At 59.8% G+C, this 21,740-nt stretch carries 20 protein-coding genes; 9 read left to right on the top strand and 11 right to left on the bottom strand.

Annotated features, from left to right (window positions below; genetic code table 11):
• Window positions 1–2 precede the first annotated feature (2 nt).
• Window positions 3–1,160: a WD40/YVTN/BNR-like repeat-containing protein gene (locus tag FMN63_RS11820; RefSeq protein ID WP_148584179.1), complete on the bottom strand. Its 1,158-nt coding sequence runs from the start codon at window positions 1,158–1,160 to the stop codon at window positions 3–5.
• Window positions 1,161–1,378: 218 nt separating this feature from the next.
• On the opposite strand from FMN63_RS11820, the gene FMN63_RS11815 reads away from it, so the two are divergent.
• The 3 genes from FMN63_RS11815 (at window position 1,379) to hdcA (ending at window position 3,882) form a co-directional block, all read left to right on the top strand.
• The gene (locus FMN63_RS11815) at window positions 1,379–2,077 is read left to right on the top strand and encodes a GNAT family N-acetyltransferase (protein WP_148584178.1); all 699 of its coding nucleotides are present in this window, start codon (window positions 1,379–1,381) and stop codon (window positions 2,075–2,077) included.
• 40 nt (window positions 2,078–2,117) lie between these two features.
• A complete protein-coding gene (locus FMN63_RS11810; protein WP_148584177.1) occupies window positions 2,118–2,840 on the top strand; it encodes a type 1 glutamine amidotransferase in 723 nt (240 codons plus the stop codon).
• Window positions 2,841–3,006: 166 nt separating this feature from the next.
• Window positions 3,007–3,882, top strand: coding sequence for a histidine decarboxylase, pyruvoyl type (gene hdcA, locus FMN63_RS11805; protein ID WP_148584176.1), 876 nt, complete (start codon window positions 3,007–3,009; stop codon window positions 3,880–3,882).
• Between the two features lie 119 nt (window positions 3,883–4,001).
• Here hdcA and FMN63_RS11800 read toward each other — a convergent pair whose 3' ends face one another.
• Entirely contained in the window at window positions 4,002–4,976 is a 975-nt protein-coding gene (locus tag FMN63_RS11800; protein WP_148584175.1) for a DUF808 domain-containing protein, read from the bottom strand.
• Window positions 4,977–5,532: 556 nt separating this feature from the next.
• Here FMN63_RS11800 and FMN63_RS11795 point away from each other — a divergent pair.
• The 5 genes from FMN63_RS11795 to FMN63_RS11775 all read left to right on the top strand — a co-directional run bounded on the left by FMN63_RS11795 (window position 5,533) and on the right by FMN63_RS11775 (window position 11,137).
• Entirely contained in the window at window positions 5,533–6,261 is a 729-nt protein-coding gene (locus FMN63_RS11795; RefSeq protein WP_148584174.1) for a FadR/GntR family transcriptional regulator, read from the top strand.
• 96 nt (window positions 6,262–6,357) lie between these two features.
• On the top strand, window positions 6,358–7,506 hold the full coding sequence (locus FMN63_RS11790; RefSeq protein WP_148584173.1) for a sugar ABC transporter substrate-binding protein: 1,149 nt from the start codon (window positions 6,358–6,360) through the stop codon (window positions 7,504–7,506).
• A 92-nt stretch (window positions 7,507–7,598) separates the two neighbouring features.
• Window positions 7,599–9,122 (top strand): sugar ABC transporter ATP-binding protein, encoded by a 1,524-nt coding sequence (locus FMN63_RS11785; protein ID WP_148584172.1) that lies wholly within the window; start codon window positions 7,599–7,601, stop codon window positions 9,120–9,122.
• Window positions 9,119–10,180, top strand: coding sequence for an ABC transporter permease (locus FMN63_RS11780; RefSeq protein ID WP_148584171.1), 1,062 nt, complete (start codon window positions 9,119–9,121; stop codon window positions 10,178–10,180). Before FMN63_RS11785 ends, FMN63_RS11780 begins: the two co-directional genes overlap by 4 nt.
• 6 nt (window positions 10,181–10,186) lie before the next feature.
• Window positions 10,187–11,137, top strand: coding sequence for an ABC transporter permease (locus tag FMN63_RS11775; RefSeq protein ID WP_148584170.1), 951 nt, complete (start codon window positions 10,187–10,189; stop codon window positions 11,135–11,137).
• Window positions 11,138–11,205: 68 nt separating this feature from the next.
• Here the strand turns inward: FMN63_RS11775 and FMN63_RS11770 are convergent, their stop codons facing one another.
• The 6 genes from FMN63_RS11770 to FMN63_RS11745 form a co-directional block, all read right to left on the bottom strand.
• Window positions 11,206–12,888 carry an ABC transporter ATP-binding protein gene (locus FMN63_RS11770; RefSeq protein ID WP_209001090.1) on the bottom strand — a complete coding sequence of 561 codons (1,683 nt, stop codon included), beginning with the start codon at window positions 12,886–12,888 and terminating at the stop codon, window positions 11,206–11,208.
• Entirely contained in the window at window positions 12,885–13,757 is an 873-nt protein-coding gene (locus tag FMN63_RS11765) for a metallophosphoesterase family protein (protein WP_148584169.1), read from the bottom strand. The genes FMN63_RS11770 and FMN63_RS11765 overlap by 4 nt, the downstream gene beginning before the upstream one ends.
• A 67-nt stretch (window positions 13,758–13,824) precedes the next feature.
• A complete protein-coding gene (locus FMN63_RS11760; protein WP_148584168.1) occupies window positions 13,825–15,372 on the bottom strand; it encodes an ABC transporter substrate-binding protein in 1,548 nt (515 codons plus the stop codon).
• A 62-nt stretch (window positions 15,373–15,434) separates the two neighbouring features.
• Window positions 15,435–16,337, bottom strand: a complete 903-nt coding sequence (locus FMN63_RS11755) for an ABC transporter permease (protein WP_148584167.1) — start codon at window positions 16,335–16,337, stop codon at window positions 15,435–15,437.
• A 4-nt stretch (window positions 16,338–16,341) separates the two neighbouring features.
• Window positions 16,342–17,268: an ABC transporter permease gene (locus FMN63_RS11750; protein ID WP_162855025.1), complete on the bottom strand. Its 927-nt coding sequence runs from the start codon at window positions 17,266–17,268 to the stop codon at window positions 16,342–16,344.
• Entirely contained in the window at window positions 17,262–18,074 is an 813-nt protein-coding gene (locus FMN63_RS11745) for an HAD-IIA family hydrolase (protein WP_148584166.1), read from the bottom strand. The genes FMN63_RS11750 and FMN63_RS11745 overlap by 7 nt, the downstream gene beginning before the upstream one ends.
• Before the next feature lie 228 nt (window positions 18,075–18,302).
• Here FMN63_RS11745 and FMN63_RS11740 point away from each other — a divergent pair, with 228 nt between their 5' ends.
• Window positions 18,303–19,196, top strand: coding sequence for a LysR family transcriptional regulator (locus FMN63_RS11740; RefSeq protein WP_148584165.1), 894 nt, complete (start codon window positions 18,303–18,305; stop codon window positions 19,194–19,196).
• A 12-nt stretch (window positions 19,197–19,208) separates the two neighbouring features.
• On the opposite strand, the gene FMN63_RS11735 is transcribed toward FMN63_RS11740, so the two are convergent.
• Genes FMN63_RS11735 through FMN63_RS11725 form a run of 3 tightly spaced genes read right to left on the bottom strand, consistent with a single transcriptional unit; the run spans window position 19,209 to window position 21,651 of the window.
• Window positions 19,209–19,871 (bottom strand): aspartate/glutamate racemase family protein, encoded by a 663-nt coding sequence (locus FMN63_RS11735; RefSeq protein ID WP_148584164.1) that lies wholly within the window; start codon window positions 19,869–19,871, stop codon window positions 19,209–19,211.
• Between the two features lie 8 nt (window positions 19,872–19,879).
• Window positions 19,880–20,719 (bottom strand): ABC transporter permease, encoded by an 840-nt coding sequence (locus FMN63_RS11730; protein WP_148584163.1) that lies wholly within the window; start codon window positions 20,717–20,719, stop codon window positions 19,880–19,882.
• A 2-nt stretch (window positions 20,720–20,721) separates the two neighbouring features.
• Window positions 20,722–21,651 carry an ABC transporter permease gene (locus FMN63_RS11725; RefSeq protein WP_209001088.1) on the bottom strand — a complete coding sequence of 310 codons (930 nt, stop codon included), beginning with the start codon at window positions 21,649–21,651 and terminating at the stop codon, window positions 20,722–20,724.
• Between the last annotated feature and the right edge of the window lie 89 nt (window positions 21,652–21,740).

Raw genomic sequence — 21,740 nt, 5'->3', positions numbered from 1 at the left:
TGTCAGCCCCGGTCCAGCACTTCGACGGCCAGAACGGTTGGCAGGTGGCGGGCGATTTCCTGCCAGCTTTCGCCTTCGTCGAGGCTTGCGAAAACAGAGCCCGAGTTTGTGCCGAAATAAAGCCCGGCGGGATCCCGCACGTCGCCGCCCATCGCCTGACGCAGAACCGTGAAGAAACAGGCCTCTTGGGGCAGGCCGTTGCGTTTGTCGCGCCAGGTTCGGCCGCCGTCTTCGGATTTCCAGACAGCGGCAGATGCGCCCGGCGGAAACCGACCCTCGGTGTCGCCATTCAGCGGCAATGTCCAGAGAGTGTCCGGATCACGTGGGTGCACACGGATCGGAAAACCGAAGGTGGAAGGCAGGCCGTCGGTGATATTATCCCAGTTGAGGCCACCGTCCGAGGAACGCCAGACCCCGTGGTGGTTCTGCTGATAAAGCAGATCGCCGCTGCCTGGGCCACGCATCATGTTGTGGACGCAATGGCCCGTTTCGCCGTCACGCGGGGCGGCAGGGTGGTCGTGTCCTTCACAGGCAGCGGCGTTTGACAGCCGATTGCGCCGCTCCCACGTGACGCCGCCATCCTCGCTCGCGAAAACGCCGGCAGCGGAAATGCCGATCCAGAGCTTGTTCGGATTGTCGGGGTCGGAAACGATTGTGTGCAGAACCAGGCCTGCCGCGCCCGGATTCCAGCTGTCTGCCGACGGGTGATTGGCGAGACCGTCCAGATGCGTGAAGCTTTTTCCCCCATCCCGGCTGGCGAGAAACCGCGCCGGCTTCGTGCCAGCGTAGAGCGTTCCATGAGCATAGCCAAGCGACCAGACTTGGGAGAAGTCGTCGCCGAAAGGCAGATCCTGCGGTGTCCAGTTGAGAAACCTGGCCGTTTCAGGATCATTGGCGGCCCACTCGTCAATCGTGCCCTTGGTCAGTCGCGTGACTTCCCAGGTCTTGCCGCCGTCGATCGAGCGCCAGACGCCCGCACCGGACCATTCACCGCCGCCGCCGGCCCAGATCGTGCCAGTGTCTGCATCGCCGACCATATGATTGATCGACCAGCCGTCGCAGAAAGGACCATTGACCTTCCAGCCAACCCGGTTGTTTCCGCCCTCCAGCAGAAACGCCCCCTTTGTGGTCCCGACAAGTACTGTCACACCCGAAGTCATGGTTCACCTCCACGAGAGAGAAATTGAGATTACCACGAGTTTGTTCGGGAGTGGATGGGGTGCTTTGCACCTTTTGCGGGTGTTTGGGGGCGGGGAACTGGTCCTCTTGTACTTGCAAAACTGGATCTCCCTGCGGCGCCTGTGACGCGCTAGACAGACGGAGCCTGCCGGTAGCACACTGTCGGCACCTGCAAGCCATGCCCTTTCCGGAGTTGACCATGCCTGAAGACCTGAGCCGCTGGACCGCGCGTCCCCGGCCGGAGCACAAGCCGATAGAAGGCCGTTACGTTTCCCTTGAGCCGCTTGATCCGGAGCGTCATACGTCTGGCTTATTCAAGGCCTCCGATGTGCCGGACGGCGATCAGAAATTCCGTTGGCTGCCTGAATATCCGCCCGATACGGAAGCCGGATTCCGTCCCTGGGTGGAAAAGGTTGCGGCCAGCAAGGACCCGCTATTCTTTGCCGTCATCGACAGGGAAACCGGCACAGTGGCGGGGCGGCAGACGCTCATGCGGATTGATGCGGCCAACGGCGTCATCGAAATCGGCAACATCTATTGGGGGCCACTGATGTCCCGCAGACGCGGGGCGACCGAAGCCCTGTATCTGTTCATGAAATACGTCTTCGACGATCTCGGCTATCGCCGTTTCGAATGGAAGTGCAACAACGAGAACCTGCCATCCAAACAGGCGGCCCTTCGGTTCGGCTTCAGTGAGGAGGGCGTCTTCCGTCAACACCTCGTGGTCAAGGGGTTCAATCGCGATACCGCATGGTTCTCGATTATCGACAAGGAATGGCCTGTACTGAAACAGGGCTACGAGGCTTGGCTGGCACCGGAAAATTTCGGGCCGTCAGGAGAGCAGAAACACAAGCTCGGCGAGTGTCTTGCGGAAGCGGTGGCAAGCCGGCAATCATGAGTGCACGGCGTTCACCGGATTCGCTTCACGAGACCCATCAATGATTTCCAGACATATCGGCATCTTGCAGCCCGGACACGCTCCAGACGAACTGGCAGAGAAGCTGGGCGACTATGACGCCTGCTTCCGGCAGTTGTTGGCAGATCGCGAATTTTCCTTCACGACTTATGATGTCGAGGCGGGTCAATTTCCGGAGGGGCCGAACGATGCGGACGCATGGCTCATTACCGGGTCCCGTCATGGGGCCTATGAAGACCATGGCTGGATTGCGCCGCTGGAAGATTTCATCCGTGCCATCCAGCAGAGTGAGCGTCCGCTGATCGGCGTGTGTTTCGGGCATCAGATCATCGCACATGCTCTTGGTGGCCGGGTGGAGCGGTCAGAGAGAGGCTTCACCGCTGGTCCGCAAACCTATCACGGGTTAGGCCACGAGAAGCTGGTGCTCAACGCATGGCATCAGGACCAGGTGACCGAGGTCCCGAACGGGTTGGAGGTTGTTGCAAGAAGTGCAGGCTGTCCGATAGCCGGACTTCATCTGCCCGGCCGAATTCTGACCTGCCAGCCGCATCCCGAAATCACTCCGCAGTATCTTGGGAAGATCGCCGAACTGCGCGGACACGTGCTGAACGAGGCACAGCGCGTCGATCTGCCGAAACGGATCGAGACCATGCCACTTGATACGGATAAGGCGGCCGATCTTTTCGCACGGTTTCTGAAGGGGGAGGATCTCGGCGCGCTGATGCCGACTGCCATTGAAGCGTGAACGCCGTTACGGAGCGCTGGAACCGGTTGTGATGCGGGAAATCGCATAAGTAGAATATACTTCAAATTAAAACAATAAATTGAAATCCCCTGGCTTGCCGGTGTTAAATGAAGGTGCGGATCAGCATTCGCACATCATTGCAAACACGGGCATTTTGAGGGGCATCATGCGCAAGACCATTTCCACTGTCGACCGGACCGCCATCAGCGGATATCCGACCTATTGTGACGGTTATGCTCGGCCAGGAAACCTCGGCAACGGCTATGTTTCGGTGGTCAAGGTGGCCACGGGAACTGTCGAGAAAACGGACGATTTTCTGCTGGACGGTATTGTTGCGTACGACAGGTCCGAGGCAAATGACGCCTATATCGGCCAGATCAACATGGAAACGGCGTCTTCCTTCTGTGGTATCGCCGGGAACGTCTGGGGTTATGACCTTGCCTACAACAGCCCGCTCGACACGCTGAAACCCATGTTTAGCGCCAAGCAATATGACGGATCGGAGTTGCCGGTCTATGACGCCGGGCCGCTCATCGATGCCGGTATAGCCCTGTTCGGAACGGAGCCGCACCGGCGCTTTCCGCCGGCCCCCGGTGCGCATGTCATCTGCGCCAACAAGAGCACCACAAACTTTCGCCCGCGGGACCGGGAGCCTGATCCTGACAAGGGGGAGGCCTATGGGGTGTGGTGCTACATCGCGCTGTCGATCACCCGCGACCGCTATAACTCTGCGGATCTGTTTATCGAGGATGCCGGAACCTGGACCAGGAACGACAACGAGACCGAGTTGAAGGCGTTTCTGGAGGAGCACCAGAAATCCGTGGCGTGGAGCATCGTTGCCTGCGGCAAGGACCAGTCCGTTCTCTATGACCGCACTTTCATGGCCTATGCCTATGTCATCATGCAGCCCGGCTTTGTCGGTACGGCGCTCACTGTCGCGCCCTATGTCACGCTGGCCCAGCGGGCAGTTCCTGCCCCGGGCTTCAACACGCTTTACGACCTGACCTTGAACGACTGGGAGCAGGCTGTCGGCCTGACGTGAGCCGGTCCTGTCCACCGGTCGGAAGCGCAAAGGTTTTGTCCGCGAATGAAAAAGGCAATCGGACGGACCCGTCCGATTGCCTTGCTTGTTTCGACTGAAATGGAAGTGCTGGTGCTGTCTCAGTGGCTCTTTGTGGCGGATTTGCCTCTGACGAGCCGCCAGAGCGGCACGATCACCTTGGTGGTGATCGGGATTAGCACCATGCCGAATGCCAGGCCGAAGATACCGTCCAGGGTCGCGGTGACCGCCCAGGTGACGAAGCCTTGAGCGACGTGGACCGCGTGCGCAACGTTGTGCGCGATATCATGGATGGTATCGTAGATCAGGCCGAAGCCCAGAACTTCCGTGCCATGAAGCACGATGGACCCGCCGACCCAAAGCATGGCAGCGGTGCCGACGATCATCAGCAGTTTCATGAAGCCGGGCATGGCTTTCACGATGCCGTGCCCAATGGCGCGGGTTACCGACAGGCGGCCATAGCGCGTCAGCATCAGGCCGAAATCGTCCGCCTTCACCAGCAACGCGACCGAGCCGTAGACGACGGCGGTGATGCCGATGGCGACAATGGCCAGGGCTGCCGCTTCCAGCCAGAGGGTGCTCTCCGGAATTTCCGACAGGGCGATCGTCATGATTTCGGCTGACAGAATGAAATCGGTCTTGATAGCCCCTGACACCCTTTGTTCTTCCAGATGCAGGGGGTCGGCGACAAAGTCTTCGGGTTGGTCGGCGTCGTGATGGTGCGGCTTGAAGAGGTGGTAGATCTTTTCGGCGCCCTCGAAACACAGATAGGCGCCCCCTAGCATCAACAGGGGCGTGATGGCACCGGGCAGAAACTCGTTGAGGGCAAGACCGGCAGGCAGCAGAAAAAGCAGCTTGTTCTTGATCGAGCCCTTTGCGATGCGCCAGACAATCGGAATTTCGCGCGCTGGCGAAAACCCGGCGACATATTTCGGGGTGACGGCTGCGTCGTCAATCACGGCCCCTGCCGCCTTCGCGCCTGCCTTGGCCGCCTGGCCGATCACGTCATCTGCGGACGCTGCTGCGATCTTCGCAATTGCGGCAACGTCATCGAGAAGGGCAAGCAATCCGCTCATGGCAGCTCCAAATCTGTGTCTCTCCGGAGGGGAACCTTACATGGTTTTGTAGTCGGCGCTGCCAGGTTTCAATTTATCCACAATGCTGATGTGGCAGGTGCGGCATGGGTGCGGGTGCGCGGACGTCATCGCCCCGGTACCGGGGTTGAGGTCAGGTGTCGGTGGAGGGGGGGGAGGCGGCTTCACTGGGCGCGGACAGCGCCAGGGGGGCTTATGAGAGGAAGCCAAACCAGCTCAGTCTCCGCACGCGGTGGAAGGCGCTGTGTCTTACGTCGACGCCTTCGTGGAGCAGTTGGTGCCGAGTTCCTATTGGAGCTTGCTATTCTGGTATGACAAATGGCGTGAAAAGCCCTTGCCTTGCAGTCGGAAGGAGTTGGCGGAAAAATATATTACTAATAATTGTTACATGTAAATATCAGAAAAGTATAGTGAAAATTTAGAAAATTAATGAAAATGACGCAGCGGCGTTGACACTGGTTAATTCTCTCAGTAGGTATTTCTTGGTCCAACAAATAAGCTGGACCGATTGGGCGCGACGCATTTTCAGGAACAGGTGATGGACGCGGAAACGGGTGAGGCCTTGGTGCGGACTGGGCAAGCGGGTGGCTCCGCAGTGGACGCCGTCGTGCAGCAAATCCGTGACCTTATCGCGCGTTCCGGGTTGACGGTGGGGGACAGCCTGCCGACCGAGCGCGAACTATGCGCCCAGTTCAACGCCAGCCGGAACACTGTGCGCGAGGCGATGCGTATCCTGAAGGCCTACGGGCTCGTGGATGTGCGGCCGAAAATCGGCGCCACCATCATCGACAACCGCATGTCGCGCGCCTTCGAGCTGTTTTCCTTCAACACCATGGAGCTGTCCCGAAAGTCCTTCAGCGATGTGCAGGCACTGCGCGGTCTGTTGGAGGTCGGCTCAGCCGAAATACTGGTCGACAAGGTCAACCGGAACGATCTGAACGAGCTCAACGACATCAACGCAGAGCTGGCCGCCAACCACGACCTGAACGAGGCTTCAGAGATCGACTACGCCTTTCACGTTCGTCTGGTCTCGATCCTCGACAACGCGGCCATTCTGGATGTCTACGCGGTCATGAAGCCGGTGATCCTGCGGATCATGCAAAAGGGCAAGACGCGCAGAACCTTCATGACCGAAACCTTCAGCGAGCATCAGGGCGTTATCGACGCTCTCGCGGCGCGCGACAGGCTGGCCTTTCAGTACCGGTTGCGCACGCATCTCATGTTCGGCGCCCGCCACTTCAGTCAGGAGACGGAAGCAACGGTCTGACAGGCTGGCAAGGAAGCAGGGAACAAAAAGCGGTGGCTGGACGCGTCGACCAGCCAAGAGGAGCCGCAGCTTGACGCAAGTACGGGAGGAAGTGCGATGATTAAGAAACTGAAAGTGACGACTGCGCTGACAATGGCACTGCCGGCGTTTGTTCTGTCCTCGGCCATGGCCCTTGCCGGGCCGGCTGAAGTGTCCGGACCCGGTGTGAACCCTGAGTGTTTCGCACCCTGGTCGGCAGACACCAAATTCCTGCAATGGGACGCGAAACCCGGGCCGTACAGGGTTGCCGTTGTCAACGGCTTCGTCGGCAACACCTGGCGCATTCAGATGATCAAGACCGCAAAGGCCTTTGCCGAAGATCCCTCGCTGAAGGAAAAAATCTCAGACTTCAAGGTCGTCTCGACAGGCACGGATGCGCCGGCCCAGCTGGGCGCTATCGAGGATTTCATCAACCAGGGTTACGATGCCATCGTCACCATTGCCGTATCACCCGATGGTTTTGACCGGGTCATCCGCCTGGCCGACAAAAGCAACGTCGTCATCGTTCCGTTCGACAACGTGCTCGACACCGACAAGGTGATGCAGGTCAACGAGGACCAGCTGAAGATGGGCCGCATGTGGGCGGAGTTCGCTGTCAACGAACTGAAGAAAAAGGGTGTCACTTCCGGCAAGATCCTTGAGGTGCGCGGGCTGCCGGGCAACTCTGTGGATCGTGACCGTTCCATTGGCATCAACGAGGTTCTGGATGCATCGGGCGGCGACTGGGAAGTCGTGCAGGTCGTCGGCAACTGGGATGATGGCACCACACAGAAAGTGGTTGCCGATGCGATTGCGGTTCACGGCGAGTTTGTCGCCGTTGTCGGACAGGGGGGCTCCAATGGCGTCGTTCAGGCGCTGAAGGATGCAAACCACCCATGGGTCCCGGTGGCCGGGGAATCGGAAAACGGCTTCCGCAAGGCGATTGCCGAATATTCCGACGACGGCCTGAAGGGCATTTCCATCGGTCAGTCACCGGGCCTCGTTGCCATAGCAATGAAGGCGGCGGTTTCCGCGCTGGAAGGCAATGTCATGCCGCAGCTCATTTCCGTACCGCTGCCGGTCGCAACATACGACCAGCTGGAAGACGGCAAGAACTACTGGTCTGACCTTCCGGACAATTTCTTCACGGTCAACGAGTTCCCGCCTTGCGGCGTCAACATTTCCGGTCCGGAAATCATGTCGCAAACCGAAGAAGACGTGAAGTAACCCTGAGCAGCCAACAGAAACGGTCCCGGGCACGCCCCGGGACCGTTTCGCAAACCATGGACCGGGCCTTAAAGCCCGGCGAACGCACGCGCATGACTGAAGCCATTGTTGAATATCAGGGCATTTCCAAATACTTCGCCGGCATCCGGGCGCTGGAAGGCGTCGATTTCAAATGCCGCTCCGGTTCCGTCCACGCGATCCTGGGCGAAAACGGCGCCGGCAAATCCACACTCATCAAGATCATGGCCGGCGTGCTGCAGCCCGATGCAGGTTCGGTTCTGATGGAGGGCAAAGAAGTTTCCTTTGCAGGGCCGCAGGCCGCGGTCGATGCAGGGATCGTCTGCATGTTCCAGGAACTGTCGCTTATTCCGGATCTTTCGGTCGCGGACAATATTTCCATTTCCAGCCCGCCGCGCCGCTTCGGCTTGATTGACCGGCGGGCGCAGGTCAGGCGCGCCGAAGAGTTGCTTGCCCGCGTTAGATGCGAGGATGTCGATCCGAATGCGCTGGTGCGCGAATTGTCTCTGTCCCGACGGCAGATGGTCGAGATTGCCAAGGCGCTCGGGCGGAACCCCAAGGTGCTTATTCTCGATGAAGCGACATCAGCGCTGACGGCACGCGATGTGCGCACCGTTTATGATCTTCTGGCCGAATTGAAGGACGCCGGGGTTGCGAGCCTGTTCATTTCCCACCGGATGCATGAAGTCGAGGCCCTGTGCGACACGCTATCAGTGTTTCGAAACGGCCAGCACATCGAGACCTTCCAGAAAGGCGCGAAGTCCGAACGGGAGATCGTGCGCCTGATGATCGGCCGCGATGTTGACGCCCAGTTTCCACCGAAACCGGACCGGGCAGGGGATGCAGCGATGGCGGAACCGATCCTGGAAGTGAAGAATCTGAAATGGGGGAACCGGCTCAACGGCATAGACCTTTCCCTGAGGCGCGGCGAAATCGTCGGGCTTGGCGGACTGGACGGGCAAGGTCAGAAGGAACTGTTGTTAGCTCTTTTCGGTGTGCTGAAGGATGTCGCGGGCGACGTGCGTGTCGGTGATCGAAAGGGACTGCCGACATCTCCAGCCACGGCGAAAAACGCTGCGACGCGCATGGCTCTGGTTCCCGAAGACCGCAAGACAGAGGGGCTTATGCTCGACATGTCGATAGCCGACAATCTGCTTGCCTCCAGCTTCAGGAGAATTTCCAGAGGGCCGTTCATCGATCCAGGCAGGGCAGCGGCCGAGATCGGCAAAGGCATCGCGAAACTGCAGATCAAGATCGGCTCTGCCGATGACCCGGTCATGACCCTGTCAGGCGGCAATCAGCAGAAAGTGGTGCTTGCCAAGTGGCTGATGATCGACCCCGACATCATTCTGCTGAATGACCCGACCCGGGGCATCGATGTCGGCACCAAGCAGGAGATCTACCGGCTCATGCGTGAGCTTGCGAATGAGGGCAAGGCCATTCTGTTTTATTCTTCCGACTATGCGGAGTTGATCGGCTGTTGCGACCGGGTCTCCGTCCTTTATGGCGGCCGGGTCGTCAGCGAGCAGTCAGGTGATGGGATAACCGAGGAAAGCCTTGTTGCGGCCTCTCTCAACATCGATGTCGAGGCAGCATGAAAAGGAGTTCGACACGGTCCTCTTCCCTGACACGCTGGTTGTCTCAGAACACCGGATTTGCGGCAGCCTTGCTGCTATTCACGGCCCTTTTCCTGACCTACAACGTAATGCATCCGCGAGGTTTCTCTTCGGCGGTGGCCATTCAGAACGCCAACGAGACAGTCGCGATCGCTTTTGTTGCCATGGCCCAGACCCTGCCGGTGCTCATTGGTGGTCTCGATCTGTCTGTCGGTGCTGTGATGACACTCGCCAATTGTGTGGCCTCGGAGCTGTTGACAGGCTCACCGCTGCAAATTGTGTTGGGGGCGGTCCTGACGCTGCTCACCGGGGCCCTGTTCGGTTTCATGAATGGCTGCATTGTTGTCTACGGCCGCATTCAGCCGATCATCGCGACCCTGGCGACCGGGGCAGTCGCCATCGGACTGGCTCTGCTCATCCGGCCGAAACCGGGCGGCAATGTCGATGATGATCTCAGCTGGGCGCTGACCAACTCCGTCTGGGATCTTGCCGATACCTATGGCTTTGCAGATGGGGGAGAAGCCTGGTGGCTGCGGCCCTTTGCCGATATCCCGGTACCTTTCCTTCTGGTCGTACTCATTGCGGTTATCGTGTGGGTGCCTTTCCGCCGCTCTGTCACGGGGCGGACCGTGTACGCCATCGGCTCGGCGGAAGGTGCTGCCTATATGTCCGGACTGCCCATTCAGCGGGCGAAGATTACCGCCTTCACCCTTGCAGGGTTTCTGGCGGCCTGCGGCGGCCTTTACCTTGCCATCCAGACCTCATCGGGCAATGCGGACGTGCAGCAGGCGGGCGCCTATACGCTTAACTCCATCGCAGCGGTGGTGCTTGGCGGCACATCTCTGCTTGGCGGAACGGGCGGGGCCATTGCCAGCCTGGTCGGCGCAATGATCCTCAGGGTCATTTCCTTCTACTTCCGCATTCTCGATATCGACCCGCTGCTCCAGCCGTTGATCGAGGGGCTCGTGTTGCTGACGGCCGTTTCCTTCGGGGCGTTTCGCACCTTGCGGGTCAAAAACCAGCTCGACTTGTTCAGGTAGCCAGGCATGCAGATTTCCCTTTCCAAAGAAAACCGGCCGATTGTCATTGCGTCCCTGTTCGTGGGCGTCATCCTGATTGCCGGCACTGCCTACACACTGTCGACGACAGGCACGGCGCCTCTGCTATCGGTCAACTATCTGTTGCAACAGCTGCAGACGGGCTCGTTTCTGGGGATTTGCGCGGCCGGAATGATGATGGTCATATTGCTGGGCCATATCGATCTCTCCATTCCCTGGACATTGACAGCAGCGGCCATGACGGCGACGGCAGTTGGCGGAGATCTCGCCATTCCAACCGCCCTTGGCGTCGGCGTTTGCGTCGGCCTTCTCAACGGCATCGGTGTCGCCTGGCTCCGCATTCCCTCGATGATCTTCACCCTTGGTGTCGACACCGTGCTACGCGGATTGATGGTCGCGCAGACGGGTGGCTTCGCACCGCAAGACAGGGCAACGCCGGTCATGCTGTTCCTTGCCAAGGAGAGGATCTTCGGCGTTCCGGCCGCCATTCTGGTCTGGGCAGCGGTCTCAATCGTGATCGCTACCCTGTTGACCCGGACAGGCTTCGGCAGGTCTCTCTATGCGACCGGGGCACGTGAGGGGGCGGCGTATCTTTCGGGCATCCGCACGCGTTGGGTCATCGTCGGAGCCTTTGTCACATCCGGCTTGTGCGCCGCCATCGCCGGGGTGCTTCTGACCGGATATTCCGCCAAGGCCTACCAGGGCATGGGCAACGCGTTCCTGCTGCCGGCGATTGCTGCGGTCGTTCTCGGCGGCACGCATATTCTCGGGGGCAAGGGCAGATATGTCGGTACGCTTGTCGGCGTGATCCTGATCGTGCTTCTCAATTCCGTTCTGTCGATCATGCAGATGCCGGAAGCCGGCCGGCAGATCATATATGGCGCGGTGATCATCGGCATGCTGCTCGTCTATGGGCGCAATCAACGCGTCACGTCCTGAAGACTGCCCGGTTGGCTGCCCGTACCAGTTTCGGCAGTAGAGGAATTGTTCTTCACGGCCAGACCGCCTCAGGCGAGGGCGGCCAGCGAAGGCACTTCTACTTGAAGCGAGGTGGAAAGCTGCGGAGGCGCGCTTCTCCTCTTCGGCACCGGGCTCGGCACGGCGGACAGGAGGCGGCGCGTATAGGGATGCTCCGGGCTCTTCAGAATTCGGTCCGTCGGCCCCGTTTCTACGATCTCGCCTTTATACATCACCGCGATGCGGTGGCTGACCCGTTCCACCACGCCGATATCATGCGATATGAACAGGAACGACAGGCCTTCCGTGCGTTGCAATTCCAGCATGAGATCGGTGATCTGCCGGGCGATGGACACATCCAACGCGGAAACCGCTTCGTCCGCGATGATGAGTTTCGGCTCCACAGACAGCGCACGGGCAATGCACAGGCGCTGGCGTTGACCGCCGGAGAACTGGTGCGCAAAGCGATTGATGGCGTCGCGCTCCAGCCCAACGCGTTCAACCAGATCCGCTGCGAGTTCCTTCTGGTCCTTGTGTGAAACGAGCCCGTGGATCCGGGCCGGTTCCGTGATCAGCTCATGAACCGGAAGCCGCGGATTGAGGCTTGCATAGGGGTCCTGAAACACCATCTGCATGTCTTTCCGCGTTTCGCGGAGCGCCTGTTTGGAGGAGCTGTTCAAGACCTTGCCGTCAAGACGGACAGATCCGCTTTCAGGCTCGATCAGATGCAGGATGGAGCGCGCCAGGGTCGACTTGCCGCAACCGGATTCGCCCACAAGGCCAAGTGTTTCGCCGCGGGCAACCTTGAGCGACACACGGTTCACGGCGAGAACGCCACTGGAGTTCCTTGAAAAGAGGCCGGATTTTCCGGCAAAGCGCGTCGACAGATGCTCAACCTCCAACACTGTTTCGGTCCCGGCCTGTCGCGTACTGCTGCCTGAGCCTGGTTTCGGCGTTGCTGCCATCAGCGCCTTGGTATAGGCGGCCTTCGGCCGTTCGAACAGATCGTGTACGCTCGCTTCTTCCATCATTTCGCCGTTGCGAAGGACGACCACCCGATCTGCGATTTCGGCAACAACGCCCATATCGTGCGTGATGAACAGAACACCCATGCCGATCTCGGCTTGCAGGTTCCGGATCAGTGTCAGGATCTCCGCCTGGGTGGTGACATCAAGAGCCGTTGTCGGTTCATCGCAGATCAAAAGTTTTGGCCGGCAGGCGAGGGCCATCGCGATCATCACCCGCTGACGCAGGCCGCCGGAAAGTTCGTGCGGATACTGGTGCAGCCGCCTTGCCGGGTCCGGAATGCGAACCTGGTCGAGCGCTTCTTCCGCAGCCTTCATGGCCTTGCGTCTGTCATATTTCCTGTGACGGATGAAAACCTCACCAACCTGGTCGCCAATTTTCAGCACCGGATTAAGAGAGGTCATCGGTTCCTGGAACACCATGGAAATGGCATTGCCGCGCAAAGCAGTCAGTTGCGCATCCGACAGGTTTCGCAGGTCGTGGGACCTGCCGCCGTCGGTCAACACGATCCGGCCACCGCCAATTGTCCCGCCTTCACGTTCGATCAAGCGCAGGATCGAGAGCGCCGTAGCCGATTTGCCGGAACCGGACTCTCCAACCAGTGCAAGCGTTTCCCGCGCATGAATGGCAAAGGAAATCCCTTTGACCGCTTCATGGGCGCCGAAAGAAATCTTGAGGTCCTGAACGTCCAGTACCGGCAGTGTCATTTGAGGTCTCCACGGCGTCTTGCGGCAAATTCCGGGTGCTGGGTGAAATCCGGAAGTGGCGGTGTCCAGCGGTCGGCATGCCGCTTGAAGGAATGGGCAATCGGGTCGAGACCCTGCACTTGCCAGGAAACGGTTTCGCCCAGTTCAATCAGTCCGAAGGCACCGGCAGGTTCGCCCTTGGTGGTGAAGCTTTCGGTGAGGGACTGCTGGGTCAGGTGGGTAATGCCGTCAACCGTGGTGATGGTGTTCCAGTGAACGTGGCCGGACAGGCAGACCACCGGATGGCGGGATTGAGCCAGTGCGGCGCGGGCGCGCTCGGCCATCGGGTAGGTCGATGCCGACGGATTGCGTTCGAAGTAGTAGTTGCCGATCTGGCCATGACCGGACACAGGCACGTGGCTGAGGACCAAAATTGGCCTGTCCGTGTTTTGGGCAACGCGCGACAGCCACAACAGATCGGCTTCATGCAGAATGAAACCGGTATGGTCTGGCGTACGATGGATCTTGCTGTCCGCGCGCCACAGGGCAATTCTCCAGTCACCCGCGTCGATGGTCGTATTGGCGAGGGACTGACCGAGAATTTCCTCGTTGTCCGAAACCTCCAGGTGATCGCGGTCGTGATTGCCGTTGATGTGGTGGATCGGAGCGTTGATTGCCTTGAAGGCGTCGGCGACCTCGCGCTCCAGCCGAAGGTCCGTGTCCCGCTCGACATCCGAAATACGGTCGCCCAGATCGATGACGAAATCAGGCGCAGCATCATTGGCGAAACGGGCAAACTCGGCCATCAGATCGAGGGCGGTGTCACCGCGCTTGGTTGCGGAAGGTTTGCCGTGGTGGATGTCGGCGACGACTGCGATACGTACGGACACGTTGAATTTCCTGAATTGATCGAAGGTTCGGGAGAGCGCCGCCGGCGAACCGGCGGCGCTTTGTTGCTTAGTTGAAGGAGATGGAACCGGCGCGGAAGTCGAGCACATAGGGAATGTGACCCGGCTTGGGTGCCCAGTTGACGTTGGTCTTCATCGCCCAGCTTTCGTAGGGACGATACAGCGGCAGCATCGGCGGATCCTGCTTGATGCGTTCCATCAGCTCGGCATAGGCTGCGCGGCGCAACTCGATATCGCCGGAATAGCGGAACTGCTCCCAGCTCTTGGCGTAGTCTTCATCGGTGTTGAACCGGCCCTCGGATTCAGACGGTCCGTTCGGAGCCCACATGACGCCGAAGCAGCCGAACGGATCGGCAAAATACATCGGGTTGGACCAGTTACGGGTCATCATGTCCGGCGAGTTGCCGCTCCATTTGTCCTGGACGTTGACCTTGCCGTTGATGCCGACTTCCGCCCACATCTCCATGATCGCCTGGGCAGCCAGAAGACCGTTGGTGTAGTAACCCGGTGCCGTGTCGTAGGTGATCTCGAAACCGTCGTAGCCTGCTTCCTTGAGCAGTTCCTTGGCTTTCTCCGGGTTGTATTCGAAGGTGGTCAGCTCCGGCTGATACAATTCGCCGAATTCCTTCAGCGTATGCGTGGAAGGAACCACGGCCTTGCCGCCCCACAGGGCTTCATTGAGCGTGTCGCGATCGATGGCAAGCGACAGGGCCTGGCGGATGCGGGCATCCTTCAGTTTCGGATGGTTCACATTCATGATCATGACGTGAAAGAGAGCCGTGGCGCTGCCGACAGCTTTCATGTCCGGATCGTTCTCGATGAGCTGGAGCTGGTCCGGTGCGATGTTGGTGACGATGTCGGCTTCACCGGTCTTCAACGCCGTGATGCGTGAAGCGGTTTCCGGTATATGCTTGACGGTAACCTTGTCGAGCGGCGCCTTTTCGCCCCAGAAATCGTCGAAACGTTCCCAGACAACGGTCTGGCCCGGAACGAATTCGGCAACCTTGTAGGGGCCTGTGCCGACAGGCTTCAGCGAAAACGCTTCAAAGTCGTCATGCTCAAGCTTGTCCGGGTCGCCTGCAAGGCTCTTGGTATAGTCTTCCGGAATGATCATGACCTGCTGCAGGTTCAGCAGCGTTTCCCAAAGCGGCTCCGGACGTTTTGCATGGATGCGGACGGTATGGTCATCGACCTTTTCCGCCTTTTCGAAGTTTTCCAGACGGTCGCGTGCACGCACCTGATAGGGCGGGAAATCGGCCTGGTACATCCGGTTCAGCGAGAAGACAACGTCGTCGGCGGTCATGTCAGCGCCATTGTGGAACTTCACGCCTTCCCGCAGCTTCAGTTCCATGATCGTCGGTTCGATCAGCTTCCATTCGGTCGCAAGGCCTGGCTGCCATTCGGTTTCGGTGGTGTCGTGGTTCTTGGCGATCAGCGTATCGAAGGCGTTGTAGTAGAACTGCGAACCGACATTCGAATGGTCGCGGCCCGGATCGAGATAGCTGGACACGTTGGCGGCGCCAACAGTGAGTTCGGTTGCAAAGGCGCTTGTTGCCATAAGCGATGCAAGAGCGGTGGTTGCCAGTAGTTTGGTCATATCGAGCCTCCAAGGCTGCTAGGGTGAACGTTGGCCGTTCCGGCTTCTGTGGGTGGGGTCGGTCAGCGGGACCTGAGACGGACATCCGCCTTGTCGCGCAGCCAGTCGCCAAGGATCTGGACTGCGAATGTGAGGAGCAGGATCACCATCGCTGGGGCGAGAACGATCCACGGGGCGGTCGGCAGGTAGTCCCGGCCGATGCCGACCATGGATCCGAGCGTTGCGGTTGGCGGTTGAACGCCGAGGCCGAGGAACGACAGGGTCGATTCCAGGATGACGATGTTGGAAAAGTTCAATGTGAACTGCACCACGATGGGCGAGACGACATTGGGCAGGATGTGCCGCATCGCGATCCGGACCGGTGTTGCGCCGGCTGCCCGTGCCGCTTCGACGAAGGGCATCTGGATCAGTTTCTTCACTTCGCCGCGCACGATCCGGGTGTACTGCTCCCAGCCGTAGACGCCGAGCACGAAGATCATCACGTCGATGGAAGATCCCATGATCGACAGGATGAGCAGCGCAATCAGGGTGAAGGGGATGGCGATCTGTGCATCGACCAGACCCATGACGATCTCTTCGAAAAGACCTCCGATGATGCCGGCCATAAGACCAAGCGTGCCACCGATCAGAAGCCCGATGACAGCTCCTGCGAGGGCAAGGGCGAAGGTCAGCCGCAGGCCGTAGATGCAACGGGAGAAGATGTCTCGGCCGAGTTCATCCGTGCCGAAGTAGAAACCGTCCTTGTAGCGGTCGAACCCAATCGGCGGCCGCAGCCGGGAAATAAGGCTCTGGGCATTCGGGTCGAAAGGGGCAAGCCAGGGGGCGGTGAGCGCGGTCACGATCAGGATCAGGCCGATCAGCAGTGCGATCCGGACGATCCAGTTCGCATCCGACCAGATCGGGATACGGAAGCTTCTCAATCCGGTATTACGCGGCGAAGACAGGTTATGCGTTGCGTCGGTCATACGCTTATCCCTTGGCAAGGCGGATGCGCGGATCCGCGAAGGCGTAGGCAATGTCGACCACTGCGTTGATGACAATGACCGCAACAGCGACGGACAGGACACCGAACTGGAGGACGGGGTAATCGCGCAGGATGGCGGAGCGGACGAGAAGGTCGCCGATGCCAGGCCATGCGAAGATCGCTTCCACGACAACGCTTCCCGACGCCGCAAGGGCGGCGATCTGCAGCCCGACCACCGAAAGCAGGGTGATCGAAGCATTGCGCAGGCCGTGTTTCAGAATGACGATCCACTCCGGCAGGCCTTTGGCCCGTGCGGTGCGCATGTAGTCCTGGCTGAGCACGTCCAGCATGGCGTTGCGGGTGAAGCGGGTGATCGCGGCGACCAGCATTCCGGAAATGGCCAGCGTCGGCATGATGAAATGCAGCGCCGTGCCATCCCCGATGACGGGCAGCCAGTTGAGCGTGTAGGCGAAGATCAGCACCAGCAGGATGCCGATAATGAAAGACGGAACGGCATAGCCGAGGAAGGCGACCACCATCACGACGCTGCCGATGATGCTGGTGCGGTAGATCGCAGCCAGAATACCCAGCGGTATGGACACAACGAGCGTGAAGCACACCGCGCTGAGCAGCAGTTTCAACGAAGGCCACGCCCGCTCGAGGACGATTTCCGAAACCGGCCGCCGCTCCAGGAAGGACAGTCCGAACTCGCCGGAAAACACGGAGCTGAGATAGCGCAAGTATTGGGTGCCGATGGAGGAATCCAGACCGTAATAGGCAATCAGAAGGTCCCGGTCTTCCTTGGTGATACCCTCGCCGAGAACGAAGTCGACCGGGTTTCCCGAAAGCCTGGTGGCGAAGAAGACCAGCGTCACGATCAGAAACAGGGTGATCGCCATCCGCAAAAGGGTTCGAAGGACATAGGTCAGCATACGTTCGCCTCCGCAGCGGCCGGTTGCACAGGTTCTGCCGTGTCCCTGAGGGCGTTCACGTTTGCCATCGGCATTGGCGGTGCGACGAGGTGAATGAAATCGAGGCCGGCGAGGGCGGCCGCAGCCCCGTCTGTGGTGGCGTTGTCCCCCACGAAGGCAGCATCGGCTGCCCGAACCCCCGCAGCCGAGAGGGCCGCATCGATGAGGAACGGTTGAGGTTTGCCGATGACCCGTGCCGTTATGCCGGGGCAGCACGCCTTAAAGGCTGCCAGCAGGGTTCCTGTCTCCGGCACGGGCAGACCATCCGGGTTCGGGTGGGAAAGATCCGGATTGGTCACCACCAGCTCGGCGCCTCGCTCCAGAAGCCGCAGCGCCTTTTCCAGTCCGTTGAGGGTGAAGCGGGTGTCGCGGGCCAGAAGGACGGTGTCAGCCCGCTCATCTGCCCGCTCAAGACCAAGGTCGGCGGCGAGTTGGTGAAGAGGTTGCTCGGCGATGACGTGAACGCGTGCACCCGGGTGCTCGGCGGCGATCATGCGCACAGTCAATTCACCGGCAAGAAAGATGCTTTCCTGCGGCAGAGGCAGGCCGATTGCCGTCAGCTTTCGGGAAAGGGTGACACTTGTATCGGCTGAGTTGTTCGAGACGATTGACAGTCTTTTGCCAGCGGCCCGGACAAATTCTTCCGCACCCGGCAGGGGGCTCCCGGCGGAAACCAGACAGCCGTCCAGGTCGCACAGGATTGCGGCGTAGTCGTCAATGTCTGCGGCGCCAAGCCATTGGATCGTCGTTGTTTTGTGAGCCCGCATTGCCAATTCCATATCTGTCCGATTGCCTGCCGGTCCGGCCGTCAGCCATTGAATGGCTGCCGAAACATCGGGCGGTTGTTTCCTTGATCAGGGAAGGCCGTGCTCCTTTGTCTCGGCCCGCTGAAACCGCCATCAAATTGTCTTCACTCTGTGACGCTGCCGTAACAGAGCCAACCTATGGTTTGAGGCGATCAAACCTTTGGCTTTGCTGTTTGGAGAAAACGAGGAATGTCCCTTTCCCTGTCGCGTATTCGGGCCATCAATGCGGTGGCGTCCGGTGGCTCCTACGCTGCTGCGGCAAGGGCCCTGAAGATTTCGCAGCCCGCCGTCGCGCGTCATGTGAAAGACCTGGAAGCGGAATTCGGCGTGCGCCTGTTCGACCGGAAAAACGGCGTCCTGGCGCCCACACCGCTGTGCAACGAACTTTGCGATGTCGCCGAACGCATGGCCGAGGCAGAACGCGCTGCGACCCGGCTCCTGTCACGTCACAACACGTTGCTAAATGGCAGATTGAAAATCGGGTTGGGAAATTCCATGCCGGGCATGGCGCTGATTGCGCAGTTCCTCAAGCGGCATCCGGGCATCGAGATCGCGGTCGAGACCGGTTCGCACGAACGGATCACGCGGGCGGTGCTGACGCGCGACGTCGATATCGGTGTTCTGCCGGATGTGCCAGCCGATGGCCGGTTCCGCCGGGCATTGCTGGCAAGGCAGAACGTCGTTGCCATTGTTCATCCGGACAGTCCGCTTTCCCGCGAGACTGCCGTAACCTGCGAACGGCTGATGGCCGAACCACTGATTTTCCGCACAAAAGGATCCTCCACCCAGCGGGTGGTCGACAGGGCCTTTCGTTCCGCCGGGTTCGAGCCGTCGCCCCTTCTGACGCTGGACACCCGCGACGCGGTCTACGAAGCGGTGGTCAACGGTCTCGGGGTAGGGTTCATGTGGCGGTTCGGCACAGGGCGCACGGACGTTGTGCACCGGGTTTCGGTCTCGGACATGCAGCGTCAGTATGAGGAAGTGGTGTTCGCGCTCGGTGACGAGCGCAGCATGCTGTTCGACGTTTTCTTTTCTGCTGTCGAGAGCTTTCGGACGGAAGCGGACGCACTTCTGGATCACTAGAAGGCGAGGTGGCTAACCTGCAATTGCCTCGGTGAGCCGCACCGCGGACGCCACACCATCGATGACAGGCACCTTGAACTGCGCTGTCAGGTCCACGGCCAGATCAGCCATGCCTGCGCAACCGAGCGCAATCGCGCCGACGCCGTCCAGCCGGAGGGCCGTTTCGATTTCCGTCTCGACCTTGTGACGGGCATCGCTTTCAGGGTTTTCCAGTTCGAGAACCGGCACGTCCGACGCGCGAACTCTGGCACAGCGGGACGCAAGGCCGGTGCGTTGCAGGTTTTCTTCCAGAACCGGCACGGAAACGGGCAGGGTGGTGACAACGGAAAACCTTTGGGCCGCAACGGCTGCGACGTGGTAGGCGGCCTCGCCGATGCCGATCACCGGAACGCCTGACGACGCTTTCAATTCCCAGACGCCGGTATCGTCGAAACAGGCGATGATCACGGCACGGATGCTCGGATCGATCTTGAGGGACCTCTCGAAGAGATCGAAAAGACCGGGCAGGGCAGCCTCGCCGTCGGCAGGTCCCTGAATGGCTGCCGGTCCCTCCAGCGGATTGATGGCCGTAATCCGGGTGAAGGGACCGGCTGCGGCGCGAGCAGCCGCCGCGATCTTCTGCGTCATCGAAGCCGTGGAATTCGGGTTGATGACGAGGATATGCATGTCGTCCATGTCTGGTCCTAGACCATGCCCTTGCCGGCGTCCGAGCCGTGCCTGGACCTGCGTTTGTTGAGGATCACCACAATGGCCAGGAACAGACCGATGATGCCGAAGGAAAAGGCTGTCGTTAGAGTGCCGAGGGCAAAGATCACCGGCGTCGTGACGTTTGTGGTCATGCCGTAGATTTCCAACGGCAATGTGTTGTAGCTGCCGGCCGTCAAAAGCGTGCGGGCAAACTCGTCGTAAGACAGGGTGAAGCCGAACAGAGCGACCCCGATCAACATCGGCGCGATAATCGGCAGCACGACATATCTGACGGTCTGCCAGGCGCTTGCGCCCTGATCGCGGGCGGCTTCCTCGTAGGACTTGTCGAAACGGTTGAACACCGCAAACATGATCAGCAGGCCGAAAGGCAACGTCCAGGTGAGTTGCGCGCCAAAGCCCGAGGTCGACCAATGCACCGCAAGACCGGATTGCGAGAAGATCAGCCCGACGCCGAGAGAAACCAGGATCGACGGGATCACCAGCGAGGTGATGATCAGATAGAAGATCGCCCCGGACCCCGGAAACCGCTTGCGGAAGGCAAGGCCGCCCATCACGGAAACGACGACCGTCGTCACCATCACCATCAGGCCAAGTGTGAGCGAGCGGGAGAAACTGCCCCAGATATCGCCGACGGCCTGTTGTTCGAAAAGGTCATGGAACCAGTGCAGCGAGACGCCGCGCATGGGAAAGGTCAATCCGCCTTGCGGGCCTTGAAAACTGAGGATCGCGATGGTGATCGTCGGACCGTAGAGGAACACCAGGAAGACAGCGAAGAACGCGGCGAGCACATAGAACGAGCGGGACCGTTTTTCCATGATCAAAGCTCCTTCCGGATGTCGACAAAGCGCAGCAGGATCGAGATCACCAGAAGCACCGTGATGAGCAGGATGACCGCCGTTGCCGCAGCTGAGGGATATTGCAGAAGCGCGATGTCGTTGGAGATCAGCCTGCCGACATTGGCTTTCTGGCTGCCGGACATGAAGCGCACGGTGATGAAGTCGCCCATCACCAGCGTGACGACAAAGATCGAGCCGATCATGATGCCGGGTTTCGTCAGCGGGATGATGACGTTGGTGAGTGTCTGCAGTCCGCTGGCGCCATTGTCATAAGCGGCCTCGATCAGCGAGCGGTCGATCCGCATCATGGTGTTGAAGATCGGAACCACCATGAACAGCGTGTAGAGGTGGACGAACGCCAGGATCACCGAAAAGTCGGAAAAGAGCAGCCATTCCAGCGGCTCGTCGATGACCCCCATTGAGATCAGGGTCGAATTGGCGATGCCATTACGGCCCAGGAACGGGATCCACGAAATCATTCGGATGATGTTGGACGTCCAGAAGGGGATTGTGCACAGCAGAAACAGGACGATCTGCCAGGTCAGCGTGCGCACGTGAAAGGCAAGGAAATAGGCGACGGTAAACCCGATCACCAGCGTGATCGCCCAGGTGATCAGGGCGTATTTCACGGTGTTGAGGAACACCTGATAGGTCACCGGAGACGTGAGCAGGAATTCGTAGTTGTCGAACTGGAAGGCCGGGTAGATCGAGAATTCCGTCGCCCCCCAGAAACTGACCACGACGATCATGGCAATCGGCAGAAGCAGAAAGAAAAACAGCACCAGCACGAGGGGGAGGGACAACAGCCAGCCGGTGACTGCATCGGGCAGGCGGCTGAGACTGAAGGGCGCTTTTGCCCGGGCTTTCGCAGCCGGGGCAGTGCTGGAGACAGGCTGTGTCTGATCCGTCATGAGAGTCGGGTCCGGTTGAAGGAAAAGGCGCATGTCATGGTCGCCGGAATGGTGGGGTGCCCCGGGAAGGTTCCCCGGGGCACCCGTTT

Source organism: Stappia sp. BW2, from assembly GCF_008107695.1.
GTDB lineage: Bacteria > Pseudomonadota > Alphaproteobacteria > Rhizobiales > Stappiaceae > Roseibium.
Note: the sequence above shows the minus strand (reverse complement) of the source record. Positions and strands in the feature narration are given on the sequence as shown.

What these genes read in the sequence shown, in the direction of transcription:
- FMN63_RS11760 (WP_148584168.1), bottom strand. Translation starts at nt 15,372, where the DNA reads ATGACCAAACTACTGGCAACCACCGCTCTTGCATCGCTTATGGCAACA.
- FMN63_RS11795 (WP_148584174.1), top strand. Translation starts at nt 5,533, where the DNA reads ATGGACGCGGAAACGGGTGAGGCCTTGGTGCGGACTGGGCAAGCGGGT.
- FMN63_RS11770 (WP_209001090.1), bottom strand. Translation starts at nt 12,888, where the DNA reads ATGACACTGCCGGTACTGGACGTTCAGGACCTCAAGATTTCTTTCGGC.
- FMN63_RS11810 (WP_148584177.1), top strand. Translation starts at nt 2,118, where the DNA reads ATGATTTCCAGACATATCGGCATCTTGCAGCCCGGACACGCTCCAGAC.
- FMN63_RS11785 (WP_148584172.1), top strand. Translation starts at nt 7,599, where the DNA reads ATGACTGAAGCCATTGTTGAATATCAGGGCATTTCCAAATACTTCGCC.
- hdcA (WP_148584176.1), top strand. Translation starts at nt 3,007, where the DNA reads ATGCGCAAGACCATTTCCACTGTCGACCGGACCGCCATCAGCGGATAT.
- FMN63_RS11820 (WP_148584179.1), bottom strand. Translation starts at nt 1,160, where the DNA reads ATGACTTCGGGTGTGACAGTACTTGTCGGGACCACAAAGGGGGCGTTT.
- FMN63_RS11745 (WP_148584166.1), bottom strand. Translation starts at nt 18,074, where the DNA reads ATGCGGGCTCACAAAACAACGACGATCCAATGGCTTGGCGCCGCAGAC.
- FMN63_RS11730 (WP_148584163.1), bottom strand. Translation starts at nt 20,719, where the DNA reads ATGGAAAAACGGTCCCGCTCGTTCTATGTGCTCGCCGCGTTCTTCGCT.
- FMN63_RS11800 (WP_148584175.1), bottom strand. Translation starts at nt 4,976, where the DNA reads ATGAGCGGATTGCTTGCCCTTCTCGATGACGTTGCCGCAATTGCGAAG.
- FMN63_RS11790 (WP_148584173.1), top strand. Translation starts at nt 6,358, where the DNA reads ATGATTAAGAAACTGAAAGTGACGACTGCGCTGACAATGGCACTGCCG.
- FMN63_RS11815 (WP_148584178.1), top strand. Translation starts at nt 1,379, where the DNA reads ATGCCTGAAGACCTGAGCCGCTGGACCGCGCGTCCCCGGCCGGAGCAC.
- FMN63_RS11735 (WP_148584164.1), bottom strand. Translation starts at nt 19,871, where the DNA reads ATGGACGACATGCATATCCTCGTCATCAACCCGAATTCCACGGCTTCG.
- FMN63_RS11750 (WP_162855025.1), bottom strand. Translation starts at nt 17,268, where the DNA reads ATGCTGACCTATGTCCTTCGAACCCTTTTGCGGATGGCGATCACCCTG.
- FMN63_RS11780 (WP_148584171.1), top strand. Translation starts at nt 9,119, where the DNA reads ATGAAAAGGAGTTCGACACGGTCCTCTTCCCTGACACGCTGGTTGTCT.
- FMN63_RS11725 (WP_209001088.1), bottom strand. Translation starts at nt 21,651, where the DNA reads ATGACGGATCAGACACAGCCTGTCTCCAGCACTGCCCCGGCTGCGAAA.
- FMN63_RS11775 (WP_148584170.1), top strand. Translation starts at nt 10,187, where the DNA reads ATGCAGATTTCCCTTTCCAAAGAAAACCGGCCGATTGTCATTGCGTCC.
- FMN63_RS11740 (WP_148584165.1), top strand. Translation starts at nt 18,303, where the DNA reads ATGTCCCTTTCCCTGTCGCGTATTCGGGCCATCAATGCGGTGGCGTCC.
- FMN63_RS11755 (WP_148584167.1), bottom strand. Translation starts at nt 16,337, where the DNA reads ATGACCGACGCAACGCATAACCTGTCTTCGCCGCGTAATACCGGATTG.